The organism is Paenirhodobacter enshiensis (assembly GCF_000740785.1).
In the GTDB taxonomy this organism is placed as follows: domain Bacteria; phylum Pseudomonadota; class Alphaproteobacteria; order Rhodobacterales; family Rhodobacteraceae; genus Rhodobacter; species Rhodobacter enshiensis.
In genome coordinates this window covers 1-14787 of the sequence record NZ_JFZB01000007.1, presented here as the reverse complement: position 1 = coordinate 14787, position 14787 = coordinate 1, and the positions used below count along the sequence as shown (strand labels likewise).

The following is a 14787-nucleotide window of genomic DNA, read 5'->3' as shown; positions in this document are numbered from 1 at the left end:
GCGGCCCCATCCGCGCTTGCCGCGCGCTGAACGCTTATCTATAAGGCGCGCATGACTTGGCTTGTGCGCACCCTGACGCGAATTACCTGCCCGGCGCTCTGACGCGTCAGGGTAGCCGGGATTCCCACGCCGATGCACGGGCGCCACGCGCCCATTCTCCTGACAGGACTGTTTTTCCGATGAGCGCCGATACGCCCGTTTCCTCCACCCCGTCGTCCGATGCCGATTACCGCGACACCGTTTTCCTTCCCGACACCAGCTTCCCGATGCGCGCGGGCCTGCCGGCGCGCGAGCCGGAATGGCTGGCCCGTTGGGCGCGGATCGACGTCTACAACGCGCTGCGCGACAAGGCGCGCTCGGGCGACCGGCCCGATTTCGTGCTGCATGACGGCCCGCCCTACGCCAACGGCCATCTGCACATCGGCCACGCGCTGAACAAGACCATCAAGGACATCATCGTGCGCAGCCATCAGATGATGGGCCACGATGCGCGCTACGTTCCGGGCTGGGACTGCCACGGCCTGCCGATCGAATGGAAGATCGAGGAGCAGTATCGCGCCAAGGGGCTGAACAAGGATGACGTCGACACCGTCGCCTTCCGTCAGGAATGCCGCCGCTTCGCCGAGGGCTGGGTCGCCGTCCAGCGCGAGGAATTCAAGCGCCTCGGCATCAACGGCAACTGGGATCACCCCTATCTGACCATGGACTTCCATGCCGAGGCGATCATCGCCGACGAGTTCATGAAGTTCCTGATGGACGGCACGCTCTATCAGGGCTCGAAGCCGGTGATGTGGTCGCCGGTCGAGAAGACCGCCCTCGCCGAGGCCGAGGTCGAATATCACGATCACAGCTCGCACACGATCTGGGTGCGCTTCGCGCCGAAGAACGGCGCGCTCGACGGCGCTTCGGTGGTGATCTGGACGACGACGCCCTGGACCATCCCGCAAAACCGCGCGGTGTGCTACAATCCGAACATCACTTACGCGATGTATCGCGTCGATGCGGCGGACGAGAAGTCGACCGCCCGCGTGGGCGAGGTGCTGATCCTCGCCGATGCGCTGGCCGACAGCGTGAAGGCGGCGGCGAAGATCACGGCGATGACGCGTCTCGGCGAAGTGCCGACCGCAAGTTTCGAGGGCGTGGCCCTGTCGCACCCCTATGCCGGCGCCGAGGGCGCCAATGGCGAATGGGATTTCGACGTGCCGATGCTGCCCGGCGATCACGTGACCGAGGATGCCGGCACCGGCTTCGTTCACACCGCCCCGAGCCATGGCGAGGACGACTATCAGGTCGGCCTGAAGTTCAAACTGCCGATGACCTACAACGTCGAGGCCGATGGCACCTACCGCACCGATCTGCCGCTGTTCGGCGGGCTTGCGATCCTCGAACAGGACGGCAAGGAAGGCCCGGCGAATGTCGCCAACATCAAGCAGCTCGCCCATGCCGGCGCGCTTCTGGCCAAGGGCAAGATCCGCCATTCCTACCCGCATTCGTGGCGCTCGAAGGCGCCGGTGATCTATCGCAACACGCCGCAGTGGTTCGCTGCGATCGACCACAAGCTCGATGACGGCATGGGCACCTATGGCGACACGATCCGCGCCCGCGCGCTGAAGTCGATCGAAGAGCTGGTGACCTTCACCCCGGCGTCGGGCCGCAACCGGCTGCACAACATGGTCGAGAACCGCCCCGACTGGGTGCTGTCGCGCCAGCGCGCCTGGGGCGTGCCGCTGACCTGTTTCACCCGCAAGGGCCTGCGCCCGACCGACCCGGACTTCCTGCTGAGGAACGCGGCGCTCAACGCCCGCATCCGCGACGCCTTCGAGAAGGACGGCGCCGATGTCTGGTATACCGAGGGCTTCAAGGAGAAGATGCTCGACGGCATCGCAGACCCGGCGGAGTACGATCAGGTGATGGACGTGCTCGACGTGTGGTTCGACAGCGGATCGACCCATGCCTTCGTGCTGCGCGACCGCGAGGACGGCGCGAAGGACGGCATCGCCGACGTCTATATGGAAGGCACCGACCAGCACCGCGGCTGGTTCCACTCGTCGCTGCTGCAGGGCTCGGCCACGATCGGGCGCGCGCCCTATCGCAACGTCGTCACCCATGGTTTCACGCTCGACGAGAAGGGCATGAAGATGTCCAAGTCGCTCGGCAACACCGTGGCGCCGGCCGAGGTGATCGAGCAATACGGCGCCGACGTGCTGCGCCTGTGGGTCGCCCAGACCGATTACACCGCCGATCAGCGCATCGGGCCGAAGATCCTGAAGGGCACCGCCGACAGCTATCGCCGGCTGCGCAACACGCTGCGCTTCATGCTCGGCGCGCTGAAGGACTTCGACGAGGCCGAGCGCCTGCCCGTCGCCGAGATGCCGGAGATGGAGCGCTGGATCCTGCATCGTCTGGCCGAGATCGACGTCTCGGTGCGCGAGAACTACCGCGGGTTCAACTTCTCGGGCGTGTTCCAGACGCTGTTCAACTTCTGCACGGTCGAGCTGTCGTCGTTCTGGTTCGACGTGCGCAAGGACGCGCTGTATTGCGACGCGCCCGACAGCCTGCGCCGGCGCGCGACGCGCACGGTGATGGATCTGCTGTTCCACCGCCTGACCACCTGGCTCGCGCCGATCCTGCCGTTCACCATGGAAGACGTCTGGCTGTCGCGCTTCCCGTCCGAAGACGACTCGGTGCATCTGCACGACTTCGCCGAGACCCCGGCAAGCTGGCTCGACCCGGCGCTCGCCGCGAAATGGGAGGCGGTGCGCCGCGCCCGTCGCGCGGTGACCGCGGCCCTCGAGGTCGAGCGCACCGCGAAGGTCATCGGTTCGTCCCTCGAGGCAGCGCCGGTGGTCCATGTGACGGACGATGCGCTGGCGACGATGCTGACCTCGGTCGATTTCGCCGAGCTGTGCATCACCTCGGATCTGACGGTGACGACCGATCCGGCGCCCGAAGGCGCCTTCGCGCTGGCCGAGGTGCCCTCGGTCGCGGTCGAGTTCCGCATGGCGCCGGGTGAGAAGTGCGAACGCTGCTGGAAGATCCTGCCGGACGTCGGCACGCACAGCCACGCCCATACCTGCGCGCGCTGCGACGCGGCGCTTGGCTGAACGGACCCGGGCCGGGATCGCCCCGGCCCTCCCCCGAACATGAAAAGGGCGCCCTGACCGGGGCGCCCTTTGTCGTTTCAGACCTGTCGTTCCGGCGACGGTGCGGCGGATCAGTGGGCCCCACCGCGCGGCGGGAAGATCTGCTGAGCGATGCCCGCGACCATCAGATAGATCGAGGTGACGACCAGCCCCCAATGCGCAAGGCTGCCCTCGTCGAAATTCACCAAGGCCGCCCAGGCCGCGCAGACCACCCAGACCGCCGAGACCGGCAGCGAAACCGCGCGCCAGCGCTTCGTGCGCGTCGGATGGATGAACTTGAGCGGGAAGAACATCGCCACCGTCAGCGCCAGCACCACGCCCAGCACCGTCCAGTAGCCCGGATGCAGCGCGAACATCACCAGCACCACCATGTTCCAGCACGCCGGAAAGCCCGAGAACGACTTGTCCTTGGTCTTCATCCGCGTGTCGGCGAAATAGATCACGCTGGCATAGGTGATCGCGATGATCGCGAGCCAGCCGGTCCAGCCCGGCAGCAACCCCGACTTGAACAGCGCATAGGCCGGAATGAACACATAGGTCAGGTAATCGACGATCAGGTCCATCAGGACGCCATCGTAGATCGGCCAGTTGCGCGGCGTGTCGTAACGGCGCGCCAGCGGCCCGTCGACACCGTCGACGATCAGCGCCACGACCAGCCACAGGAACATGAGCGACCATTTCCCCTCGACCGCAGCCAGCATCGCCAGCATCGAAAGGACCGCACCCGTCGCCGTAAGAAGGTGCACCGAAAGGGCTTTGTACTGAAGTTTCATGCGCGCCTTCCTGCCCCAAAGCGCCCCGGCCCGCAACAGGAACAACCCCGCCTCAGGCCCTTGGATGGGCAGCGCGATAAACCTGCATCAGTCGCGCCCCGTCGACGGCAGTATAGACCTGCGTCGTCGACAGCCGGGCATGGCCCAGAAGCTCCTGGATCGCGCGCAGATCGCCGCCAGAGGCCAGAAGATGCGTGGCGAAGCTGTGGCGCAGCGCATGAGGCGTCGCCGTCACCGGCAGACCGAGCGATACCCGCGCCTTTTCCATCGCCAGATCGACGAGACGCGGGTTCAGCGCCCCGCCGCGCGCACCGCGAAACAGCGCCTCGCCGGGGCCGGGCGCATAGGGACACAGCCGCACATAATCTTCGACCGCATCCCGCGCGGCCGGCAGCACCGGAACCAGACGCTCCTTGTCGCCCTTGCCTCGAATGCGCAGAACCTCGGGCAAGGGCACGTCGGATCCGGTCAGGCCAAGCGCCTCGGAGCGGCGCAGCCCGCAACCGTAAAGCAATGTCATGATCGCCGCATCGCGTGCCGCGATCCAGGGCTCGGCCGCCTGCACCTCGACCTGGGCGATCACGTCGCGCGCGGCACTCTCGGACAGAGGGCGTGGCAGCTTCGCCTGAAACCGCGGCGCGCGCGCCGAGAGGACATGCGTCGCATCGAACCCCTCGCGCTCGGAAAACCAGCGGTAGAAACTCTTGACCGAGGACAGCTCGCGCGCGAGCGAGCGCGACGACAGCCCCCGCCCCCGCTCATGCGCCATCCAGGCCCGCATGTCGGACTGGATCACCCGTTTCAGCCGTTCGGCCCCCATGCCCTCGCCATGATGACGGCCGAGAAAGCCCAGAAACCCCGCCACATCGGCACGATAGGCGGTGATGGTATTCTCCGACGCCCCATCGAGCGCGCGCAGATGATCGAGCCACCGCCCAAGCATCTGCACCGCGCCGTCGGACAAGCCGACGGTCAGCTCGGTCATCCCAGAAACCCGCGCATCGTGCGCTCGAACACGCCGGCGAAAAAGCCGAGAAGGTCGGTCCCCTGCGAGGGCCGGAACAGATCCGGATCCTCCGAGGCCATGGCCAGCATCCCCGGCAACCGCCCGGGACCGAGGTCGAGCCGCATCAGCGCCTCGGAGCGCAGCCAGCCGCCGTTCTCGCCGGTGCCGGCCTCGCCATAGATCGTCGTGCTTCCCGACAGCCCGGCCGTCAGCCCGACATCAAGCCGCGTCGCCGGAATGCGGCGCAGCACCACCGCGCGCGCCGGCCCGCCATGCCCGCGGCGCATGTAATCGGCCACGAACCCCGGATCGGCGATACCCAGCATCTCACCGAGCGCCGCAAGCGCCGGATCGTCGCCACGCTGCTTCGTCTCAAGGATCAGCCGCACCGAATCGATGCGCAACGTCTCGGCCACCGGGCCGGAAAGCACCGAAAGAAGCTCCGGAAAGCTGCGCGCCTCCAGCAGCCGCAGCACCGCGCGATGGATCTGGTTGGTGCCCGCGAGATTTTCATACGCCGCCGCGATGACGGAGCGGTGGGTATCCTCCAGCCGGTCGAGCCGGGTTTCAAGCCGGGCCATGGCCACACCGCGCAGGTCGACCACATTCGCCCCCATCGCGCTGTCGCTGGCCGCGACCAGTGCCCGCATCAGATCCTGATCCCCCAGAATGACTTCCGGGTCCGAGATGATCTTGTCGCGCAACAGCTGCGCCAGCGCCGAATCCGTCATGTCCCCCGCGTCCGGTGGTGAATCGTCCTGACGACTGTGCCACAAAAGTCTCTGATCCGGCAGAAAATATATCCCGGATACGAAAACGGCCCGCCGATGTGGCGGGCCGGTTGCCATTTCGGGCCACTGCGGAAGAACCCGGCGCGCCGGATTCAACCCTGACGGGAAGCGCGCCCCCGATCAGAGGATCTTCTGCCCGGTTTTCGCCCAGTCCTTCATGAACTGATCAAGCCCCTTGTCGGTCAGCACATGGTTCGCCATCGCCTTGATGACGGCGGGCGGCGCGGTGATCACGTCGGCACCGATCTTCGCACAGCTCGTGATATGGCCGACGTTACGGATCGAGGCCGCAAGGATCTGCGTCCTGAAATCGTAATTGTCGTAGATCGTGCGGATGTCCTCGATCAGGTCGAGCCCGTCGAGGTCGATATCGTCGAGCCGGCCGACGAAGGGCGAGATGAAGGTCGCGCCGGCCTTCGCCGCCAGGATCGCCTGCGCCGCCGAGAAGCACAGCGTGACGTTGACCATGTGGCCTTCGGATGCGAAAGCCTTGCAGGCGGTCAGCCCGGCCCAGGTCAGCGGCACCTTGATCGCGATATTGGGGGCGATCTTGGCAAGCTTCAGACCTTCGGCGATCATCTCCCTGGCCTCGGTCGCGACGACCTCGGCCGAGACGGGGCCGGAAACCATGTCGCAGATCTCTTTCGTCACTTCGAGAATGTCGCGTCCCGACTTCAGGATCAGCGACGGGTTGGTGGTGACGCCGTCGACCATGCCGAGGTCGTTCAGCTCGCGGATCGCCGCCACATCGGCGGTATCGACGAAGAATTTCATGGGATCTCTCCTGCAACGCATTCGCCCGTCTGATAGCGCAACCGGCGCGGTTTTCCTAGCCGGGAAAGGCCGCGGCGCCCCCCTCGCCGCCCGGCCGATGCGCGCGCGGATCCGTCGCGGGGGGCTGCCTGCCCCCCGCCCCCGGGGATATTTGAAGAAAGCCGAAAGCAACCCTGTCTTTCGGCTTTCCATAAATATCCCCGCCGGAGGCCAGAAAGTTCTTCACGGGTGCGTCCGATGAGCGAGATCGGGTTCTTCGAGGAAGGCGCGCGCCTCGGCGTGCTGACCGCCGAGCCGGTGGGCCATGCGCTCGATTACCTCGCGCCCGAGGGCGGCTGCGCGCTCGGTGCTTTCGTCGAGGTGCCGCTCGGCCCGCGCCGTGTGGTGGGCGTGGTCTGGGGGCCGGGCGAAGGCAGCTTCGAGGCCGGGCGCCTGCGCAAGGTGGCCCGCGTTCTCGACGTGCCGCCGATGCGCGAAGAGCTGCACTTCTTCCTGATCCGCATGGCGGATTACACCATGACGCCGCTGCCCGCGGTGCTGCGTCTGGCGACCCGCACGCCCGGACTGTTCGACCCGCCGGGCACGCGCAAGGTCTATCGCCTCGCGGGCACGCCCGCCGGGCGCGAGACCGAGGCCCGGCGCAAGGTGATCGAGGCGCTGACCACGGCCCCGCAAAGCGGCTATTACCTCGGCGAACTCGCGGCGCTGGCCGGGGTGACGACGCAGGTCATCAAGGGCCTCGTGAAGGCCGGCGGGGTGAGCGAGACCGAGGCCGCGCGCGATCTGCCCTATCCGCATCTCGACCCGGAGCGGCCGGGCAAGACACTCTCGCCAGATCAGCGCGCCGCGGCCGAGGCGCTGCGCCACAGCGCGGGCAGCGGCTTTGGCGTGACACTGCTCAAAGGCGTGACCGGATCGGGCAAGACCGAGGTCTATCTGGAGGCCGTCGCCGATTGCCTGCGCCGCGGCCGTCAGGCGCTGGTGCTGCTGCCCGAAATCGCGCTGACCGGCGCCTTCCTCGCCCGGATCGAGGCCCGCTTCGGCGCCCGCCCCGGTGAATGGCATTCGGGCGCGACGCAGGGCGAGCGGCGCCGGCTGTGGCGCATGGTGGCCGAAGGCGGCGCCGAGGTGGTGGTGGGCGCGCGCTCGGCGCTGTTCCTGCCGTTTCGCGACCTCGGGCTGATCGTCGTCGACGAGGAACACGACACCTCCTACAAGCAAGAGGAAGGCGTGATCTACAACGCCCGCGACATGGCGGTGCTGCGCGCCTCTTTCGCGGGTGCCCAGGTGGTCCTCGCCTCGGCCACGCCGTCCCTGGAAACCTGGGTCAATGCCGAGACCGGCAAATATGCCCGCGTCGATCTGACCAGCCGCTTCGGCGCCTCGGAACTGCCCGAGATGCGCCCGATCGACATGCGCGCCGAGAAGACCGGGGCCGCGCATTGGATCTCGCCCACGCTGAGCGCCGAGATCGCCCGCCGCCTCGGCACCGGGGAACAGTCGATGCTGTTCATCAACCGGCGCGGCTATGCGCCGGTCACCGTGTGCCGCGCCTGCGGCCATCAGATCGCCTGCCCGCATTGCGATGCGCGGATGGTGCATCACCGCTCTCTCGAACGGCTGGTCTGCCATCAATGCGGCGAGAGCATTCCGGTGCCGACGGTCTGCCCGTCGTGCGGCGTCGAGGGCAAGCTCGTCCCCGTCGGTCCGGGCGTCGAGCGGCTGGCCGAGGAGGTGCGCGCGCGCTTCCCCGACAGCCGGGTCGCGGTGCTGTCGTCGGATCTGTTCGGCTCCGCCCGCGCGCTGAAGGAGACCATCGACGCCATCGCGGCGGGCGCGGCCGATATCGTCGTCGGCACGCAGATCGTCGCCAAGGGGCACAATTTCCCGCATCTGACGCTGGTCGGCGTGATCGACACCGACCTCGGGCTGCAGGGCTCGGATCTGCGCGCCTCGGAGCGGACGTTCCAGCTGGTGCGCCAGGTCGCGGGCCGCGCCGGACGGGCCGAGAAACCGGGGCTGGCGCTGTTGCAGACCTATCAGCCCGAGCATCCGGTGATCCGCGCGATCCTCGGCGGTGACGAGGAAGCGTTCTGGCGCGCCGAGGCGGCCTCGCGCCGCGCGCAGGGCGTGCCGCCGTTCGGACGGATGGCGGGGATCGTGCTGTCGGGGCCGGAACTCGCGCCGCTGTTCGCCCTGGGCAACGATCTGGCGCGGCGGGTCGCGCCGCTCGACCGGATCGGGGCGCGGGTGTTCGGCCCGGCGCCGGCGCCGATCTCGAAGCTGCGCGACCGGTTCCGGGTGCGGATGCTGGTGATGGCCGAAAAGAGCGCGCCGTTGCAATCGGCGCTAAGTGCCTGGCTGCGGCAGGTCCGGCCGGGCAAGAACATGCGCGTGGCGGTCGACATCGACCCGCAGAGTTTTCTGTAAAGGGATGTGCTGTCTCCGGCGGGAAACGAGGGGTGACCGTCGAAATGCGTCAGGCGACAGGCCCGCCTGTCAATGTTCAAGATAGGACCGGAATCAACCGCTTCTGGAAGCCCGTCTTCGACTGTTCGAACCCGGCCCGGAGATAGAATTCGAGGGTTCCCGCTTCCTTCGAACCAGTCAGCAGCATGAGCTTGTAGCACCCCGCGCGCCGGGCGGCTGCCGTAGCGGCGTCGAGGATCCGCCGCCCGTGCCCCCTCTGGCGGTAACCCTTATGAGTGACGACGTTTTCGATCAGACCGTAGGGCCTCGCGCCACGGGTCAGATTGGGCACGACGACGAGAACGCAGGAGGCGACCAGAATGCCATCGACCTCGCCAAGGAAAATCGCGCTTCCCGCGTAACGGAGAAACTGTCCGAATGCCTCGGCAGCCGAAGCGTCATCGGCACGCTCGTCACCCGCGAGGAGATGTTGATAGAGGTCCAGCAGGCGCGGCAGGTCACCTTGGGTGGCGCAGCGTATGATCAGCTCGGCGTTTTCCATGGCGCGACATTGCGCGATCCGGGACATCGGCGCAACAGGCGCGGATGTCCCGAACCATGCACCGGGACGGAGTTGCGCCCCCTTTGCTCACGGCACCCGGAATTCAGGGGCTGCGCCCCGTCACGCCCCCCCTCACGACGAATCGCGTCCGCCTTGCCACTGCCTGCCCTTGAAATCGGTCGCGGCGGATTGTATCTCGGACCGTCCCCATTAGAATGGGCCCCACCTTAACGGGATTGTTCCCGCCGGAGCGGAGCGCGGCGCTGCCGCCTTGCCCGGTCAGACTGACGAAAGGGTCACCATGTCCTGGACGGATGAACGCGTCGAACTGCTGAAGAAGATGTGGTCCGAGGGGCAATCCGCGAGCCAGATCGCCAAGGAACTCGGTGGGGTGACCCGCAATGCGGTCATCGGCAAGGTGCACCGGCTGGGTCTGTCGAACCGCACCGGCGCCGAGGAGGCCGAGGCCCCCGCGCCCGAGCCCGTGGCGAAGCCCGTCCCCGTGGCCGAGGCACCCGCTGCGCCGCGCGAGGCCCCGGCCGCCGCACCGCGCGCCGAGAACGTGACGCCCCTGCGTCCGCGCGAGGCCCAGCCCGCCCCCGCCGCGCCGCGTGCGGAAGCGCCGGTCGCGCCGGTGCCGATGCGCAAGGCCATCGTGCCCGCCGGCCAGCCGCTGCCGCCGCAGCCCTCGTTGAACGAGATCAGCCCGGAAACGCTCGCCTCGGCGCGCGAGGCGGAGAAGCGCTCGCGCAAGATCAGCCTGATGGAGCTGACCGAGCGCACCTGCAAATGGCCGATCGGCGATCCGGCGACCGACAATTTCTATTTCTGCGGCCTGCCCGCGCAGCCCGGCAAACCCTATTGCGAAGCGCATGTGCAGGTGGCGTTCCAGCCGATGAGCGCGCGTCGCGACCGGCGGCGCTGAGCGACAAGGGAGAGAGGGGCGCTGCCCCTCGCCCGTTCCGGGCTCACCCCGGGATATTTCAGGAAAGATGAAAGGGCGGGTCGGAGAGGCTCGCCCTTCAGCGTTGAAGACCGTTGCGAAACCAGCCCCTGCGGGAGACCCGAGATGACCAGCAATCCGCCGAACCTGCGCCCGGACCTCGCCCCGCAGCCGCGCTTTGACGAGCGCCCGCGCGAGGGGCAGCCGACGCTTGGCATGGTCAGCCTCGGCTGTCCGAAGGCGCTGGTCGACAGCGAGCGCATCCTGACCCGGCTGCGCGCCGAGGGCTATGCGATCTCGCCCGATTACAAGGGTGCGGATGCGGTGATCGTGAACACCTGCGGCTTTCTCGACAGCGCCAAGGCGGAGAGCCTCGAAGCCATCGGCGAGGCGCTGGCGGAGAACGGCAAGGTGATCGTGACCGGCTGCCTCGGCGCCGAGCCCGAATTCATCACCGGGGTGCATCCGAAGGTTCTGGCGGTGACGGGGCCGCAGCAATACGAGCAGGTTCTCGATGCCGTGCATGGCGCCGTGCCGCCCGCGCCCGATCCGTTCGTCGACCTGCTGCCGGCGACCGGGGTCAAGCTGACGCCGCGCCATTACAGCTATCTGAAGATCTCGGAAGGCTGCAATCACGCCTGCAAGTTCTGCATCATCCCCGACATGCGCGGCAAGCTGGTCAGCCGGCCGGCGCACGCGGTGCTGCGCGAGGCGGAGAAGCTGCTTGATGCCGGGGTGCGCGAGCTGCTGGTGATCTCGCAAGATACCTCGGCCTACGGGCTCGACCGCAAATACGATCTGAACCCGTGGAAGGGCGGCGAGGTGCGCAGCCATATCACCGACCTCGCGCGCGAGATGGGCAAGCTTGCCCAGGGCACCGGGGCCTGGGTGCGGCTTCATTACGTCTACCCCTACCCGCATGTGCGCGATCTGGTGCCCCTGATGGCCGAGGGGCTGATCCTGCCCTACCTCGACATCCCGTTCCAGCACGCGCACCCCGATGTTCTGAAACGCATGGCGCGGCCGGCGGCGTCCGCCAAGACGCTCGACGAAATCGCGGCCTGGCGCGCGGCCTGCCCCGACATCGTGCTGCGTTCGACCTTCATCGTCGGCTATCCGGGCGAGACGGAAGAGGAATTCCAGTATCTCCTCGACTGGATGGACGAGGCGCAGCTCGACCGCGTGGGGTGCTTCCAATACGAGAACGTCGCCGGGGCGCGCTCGAACGCGCTGCCCGATCAGGTGCCTGAGGAGGTCAAGCAAGACCGCTGGGACCGCTTCATGGAGAAGGCGCAGCAGATCTCGGCCGCGAAGCTCGAGGCGCGTGTCGGCACCCGCGAGCAGGTTCTGGTCGACAGCGTCGATGACGAGGGCGCGACCTGCCGCACCCGCGCCGATGCCCCCGAGATCGACGGCAACCTGTTCATCGACGAGGGGTTCGAGGATCTGAAGCCCGGCGACATGCTGAGTGTCGAGATCGAGGAAGCCTCGGAATACGACCTCTGGGGCCGGCCGGTCGCGGACTGAGGCCGACAGCAGAGTGAGGCCGGACGAACAGGCGGCGGTGCAACCTCCGACGGGTGCCCACCGCGGGAATCCGGTTTCCGGCGCCGGCGCGCCCCGGCCTTGGCCTTGCCCCCTGCCGCGCCTATGGTCGGCGGACCCGAAGCCCTTGCCGGAGCCCGCCCGTGACCGCCGAACTCGGCCATTTCGCCCTGATCCTCGCCTTCTGCACCGCGCTGATGCAGGCGGGGCTGACGCTTTGGGGGGCGGCGCGCGGCTGGGGCGGCTGGATGGCGGCCGGGCGCCGGGCCGCAGGGATGCAGCTCGGCCTGCTGGCACTGGCCTTCGCGGCGCTGACATGGGGCGCGCTGAGCGATGATTTCTCTCTCGATCTGATCCGGCGCAGCTCTCAGCGGGCCAAACCCATGCTTTACAAGATCGCCGGGGTCTGGGGCGGGCATGAGGGGTCGATGCTCCTCTGGGCGCTGATCCTTGCGCTGTTCGGGGGGCTGTTCGCGGTGACCTCGGGCCATGTCGCGGCGCGGTTCCGGGCGCGGGTGCTGGGGGTGCAGGGCGCGATCGGGGCAGCGGTGACGGGTTATGCGGTCCTCGTGTCGAACCCGTTCACCCGGCTGACAGATCCGCCCGTCGAGGGGCTGGGGATGAACCCGCTCCTCGAGGATCCCGGCCTCGCGCTGCATCCGCCGCTGCTGTATCTCGGCTATGTCGGGTTGAGCCTCGCCTATTCGCTGGCCGTCGCCGCGCTGATCGAAGGGCGGACCGGTGCCGGATGGGCCGGGCTGCTGCGGCCCTGGGTGCTGCTCGCCTGGATGTTCCTGACGCTCGGGATCGCGGCGGGGGCATGGTGGGCCTATCGCGAACTTGGCTGGGGCGGGTTCTGGTTCTGGGATCCGGTCGAGAATGCCTCGCTGATCCCGTGGCTTCTGGCAACGGCACTGCTGCACAGCGTTCCGGCCGCCGAGAAGCGCGGCGTGCTCAGCGCCTGGACGATCCTTCTCGCCATCCTCGGCTTCGGCGCGGCGCTCGGGGGGACGTTCATCGTGCGCTCGGGGTTGCTCGGCTCGGTCCATGCTTTCGCGACGGATCCGGCACGCGGGATCGCGCTTCTGGCGATCCTCGGCGTCGTTCTGGGGGGGGCGCTGGCGCTGTTCGCCGCACGCGCCGGGCGCATCGACCCGGGCCCGGGATTTGCCCTGATCAGCCGCGAAAGCGCGCTTGTTTTCAATAACCTGCTGCTGAGCGTCGGAGCCTTCGTGGTGCTGACAGGGACGCTCTGGCCACTGATCGCAGAGGCTGTTTCGGGCCGGATCCTGTCGGTGGGGGCGCCCTATTTCGAGCGGGCCGTCACGCCTTTCGCGGTTCTGCTCGGGCTGGTGCTGCCGGTGGGGGCGTTGCTTGGGTGGAAGCACGCGCGACTGCACCGGGTGCTGTCAGGGCTCGGGCCGGCCCTGATCGTGGCAGTGATCGCGGGCGGGCTGAGCTGGACGGGACTGAACGGGGCAGAGCTGGGCGGGACGGGGCTGGGCGGGATGAACCGGCTTGCGGGGGCACTGGCGGTCGGGCTCGGCGGCTGGATCGTCGCGGGGGCGGTCATTGACCTCGGGCAACGTGCCCGTGGCCGGCCGGGCCGCATTCTCCGGCTGCCGCGCGCCGATCATGGCCGCGCACTCGGCCATGCCGGCTTCGGGCTGCTGATCGTGGCCATCGGGCTGAGCACCGCTGGCCGGGTCGAGACCCTCGCCGCGCTTCGCCCCGGGGCACAGATGCCGCTTGGAGGGCTGAGCGTGACGCTGGACGCCGTGACGCGTCGCGACGGACCGAATTACCGCGCCGACGTGGCCCGCCTGACCCTGCGCGATGGACCGGAAGTGCTGGCCCGGCTGTCGCCCGAGCGGCGGGTCTATCCGCTGCAGGGGCTTGCGACGGCCGAAGCGGCGATCCGTGTCTCGGCCCGGCGCGATATCTATCTGGTGCTGGGCGATCCGCAGGGGGACGGAAGCTGGGCGGTGCGCGGCTACCTGCGCCCCGGCATGTTGTGGTTGTGGGGCGCGGCGGGGATGATGGCCGCGGGCGGCGCGCTGGCGCTGTCGGACCGGCGCGGCGGGAAGCGGAGGGTGCCATGCGCCTGCCGGTGATTGCGGTTGCGCTGGTCGCGCTCATGGCCGCAGGGGCGGCAGAGGCGCTCGACCCTGAGGAGCAACTGACCGATCCCGCCCTTGAATCCCGGGCCCGGGCGCTTGCGCAGCAACTGCGCTGTCCGGTCTGCCAGGGCGAGACAGTCGACGATTCGGATGCGGGTGTGGCGCGCGATCTGCGCGGGCTGCTGCGCGCGCGGCTGCAAGCGGGCGACAGCGACACCGAGGCCCTGAACGCGGTGGTGACACGCTTCGGCGAATCCGCCCTGCTGCGGCCCGACGCACGGGGAGCGAACCTTGTGCTGTGGCTGGCCGGGCCCACCCTGTTCGGCATGGCGCTTCTGGGCGTGGTTCTGGGACGCCGCCGCCCCGATCCCTCCGAGCCTCCTCTGTCCCCCGCCGAGAGCGCCAGACTGACCGGACTGCCTCGCTCCCCGGCCCCCCATGCCCCGGATCCCTTGCAGCCGGACGCGTGCCGGTCTAGCCAATAGGGACGCGGGCGTGGCGGAATGGTAGACGCATGGGACTTAAACTCCCTCGGAGGTATCTCCATACCGGTTCGAGTCCGGTCGCCCGCACCACGGATTTCCGGGTTTTGCGTCTATGCGTGTAAAATCAGGATGTTATTCAAGGTCATGCCCTACGGGGCTTGATCTTTTCCGGCCATTTCCGCAGGGTTCCGCGCGCGGTTTACGTATATTTCACGCACGGATTACGCATGGCGAGC

General features: G+C 68.1%; 11 protein-coding genes and 1 tRNA gene. 7 read left to right on the top strand and 5 right to left on the bottom strand.

The features are described from left to right. Positions 1 to 179 precede the first annotated feature (179 nt). Positions 180 to 3104: an isoleucine--tRNA ligase gene (gene ileS / locus CG50_RS05180; RefSeq protein ID WP_036636022.1), complete on the top strand. Its 2925-nt coding sequence runs from the start codon at positions 180 to 182 to the stop codon at positions 3102 to 3104. Between the two features lie 110 nt (positions 3105 to 3214). On the opposite strand, the gene CG50_RS05175 is transcribed toward ileS, so the two are convergent. The 4 genes from CG50_RS05175 to fsa all read right to left on the bottom strand — a co-directional run bounded on the left by CG50_RS05175 (position 3215) and on the right by fsa (position 6487). Then, on the bottom strand, positions 3215 to 3916 hold the full coding sequence (locus CG50_RS05175; protein ID WP_036636020.1) for a CDP-alcohol phosphatidyltransferase family protein: 702 nt from the start codon (positions 3914 to 3916) through the stop codon (positions 3215 to 3217). A 52-nt stretch (positions 3917 to 3968) separates the two neighbouring features. Continuing rightward, entirely contained in the window at positions 3969 to 4901 is a 933-nt protein-coding gene (locus tag CG50_RS05170) for a tyrosine recombinase XerC (RefSeq protein ID WP_211248570.1), read from the bottom strand. Then, positions 4898 to 5653: a DUF484 family protein gene (locus CG50_RS05165; protein WP_036636018.1), complete on the bottom strand. Its 756-nt coding sequence runs from the start codon at positions 5651 to 5653 to the stop codon at positions 4898 to 4900. The genes CG50_RS05170 and CG50_RS05165 overlap by 4 nt, the downstream gene beginning before the upstream one ends. A 180-nt stretch (positions 5654 to 5833) precedes the next feature. Next, positions 5834 to 6487, bottom strand: coding sequence for a fructose-6-phosphate aldolase (gene fsa, locus CG50_RS05155; RefSeq protein WP_036636015.1), 654 nt, complete (start codon positions 6485 to 6487; stop codon positions 5834 to 5836). A gap of 237 nt (positions 6488 to 6724) precedes the next feature. Between fsa and CG50_RS05150 the strand changes: the two genes are divergently transcribed. Continuing rightward, a complete protein-coding gene (locus CG50_RS05150) occupies positions 6725 to 8917 on the top strand; it encodes a primosomal protein N' (RefSeq protein WP_036636013.1) in 2193 nt (730 codons plus the stop codon). A gap of 76 nt (positions 8918 to 8993) precedes the next feature. Here CG50_RS05150 and CG50_RS05145 read toward each other — a convergent pair whose 3' ends face one another. Beyond that, the gene (locus CG50_RS05145) at positions 8994 to 9485 is read right to left on the bottom strand and encodes a GNAT family N-acetyltransferase (protein WP_211248569.1); all 492 of its coding nucleotides are present in this window, start codon (positions 9483 to 9485) and stop codon (positions 8994 to 8996) included. A 274-nt stretch (positions 9486 to 9759) separates the two neighbouring features. Here CG50_RS05145 and CG50_RS05140 point away from each other — a divergent pair, with 274 nt between their 5' ends. The 5 genes from CG50_RS05140 (at position 9760) to CG50_RS05120 (ending at position 14641) form a co-directional block, all read left to right on the top strand. After that, a complete protein-coding gene (locus CG50_RS05140) occupies positions 9760 to 10383 on the top strand; it encodes a GcrA family cell cycle regulator (protein ID WP_036636009.1) in 624 nt (207 codons plus the stop codon). Between the two features lie 144 nt (positions 10384 to 10527). Beyond that, positions 10528 to 11928 (top strand): 30S ribosomal protein S12 methylthiotransferase RimO, encoded by a 1401-nt coding sequence (rimO, locus tag CG50_RS05135; protein ID WP_036636006.1) that lies wholly within the window; start codon positions 10528 to 10530, stop codon positions 11926 to 11928. Between the two features lie 161 nt (positions 11929 to 12089). Next, positions 12090 to 14060 (top strand): heme lyase CcmF/NrfE family subunit, encoded by a 1971-nt coding sequence (locus CG50_RS05130; protein ID WP_051909544.1) that lies wholly within the window; start codon positions 12090 to 12092, stop codon positions 14058 to 14060. Continuing rightward, complete coding sequence (locus CG50_RS05125; RefSeq protein ID WP_051909541.1) at positions 14045 to 14551, top strand: cytochrome c-type biogenesis protein; 507 nt, start codon at positions 14045 to 14047, stop codon at positions 14549 to 14551. The genes CG50_RS05130 and CG50_RS05125 overlap by 16 nt, the downstream gene beginning before the upstream one ends. Before the next feature lie 4 nt (positions 14552 to 14555). Further along, positions 14556 to 14641, top strand: a tRNA-Leu gene (locus tag CG50_RS05120). The last annotated feature ends 146 nt before the right edge of the window (positions 14642 to 14787 follow it).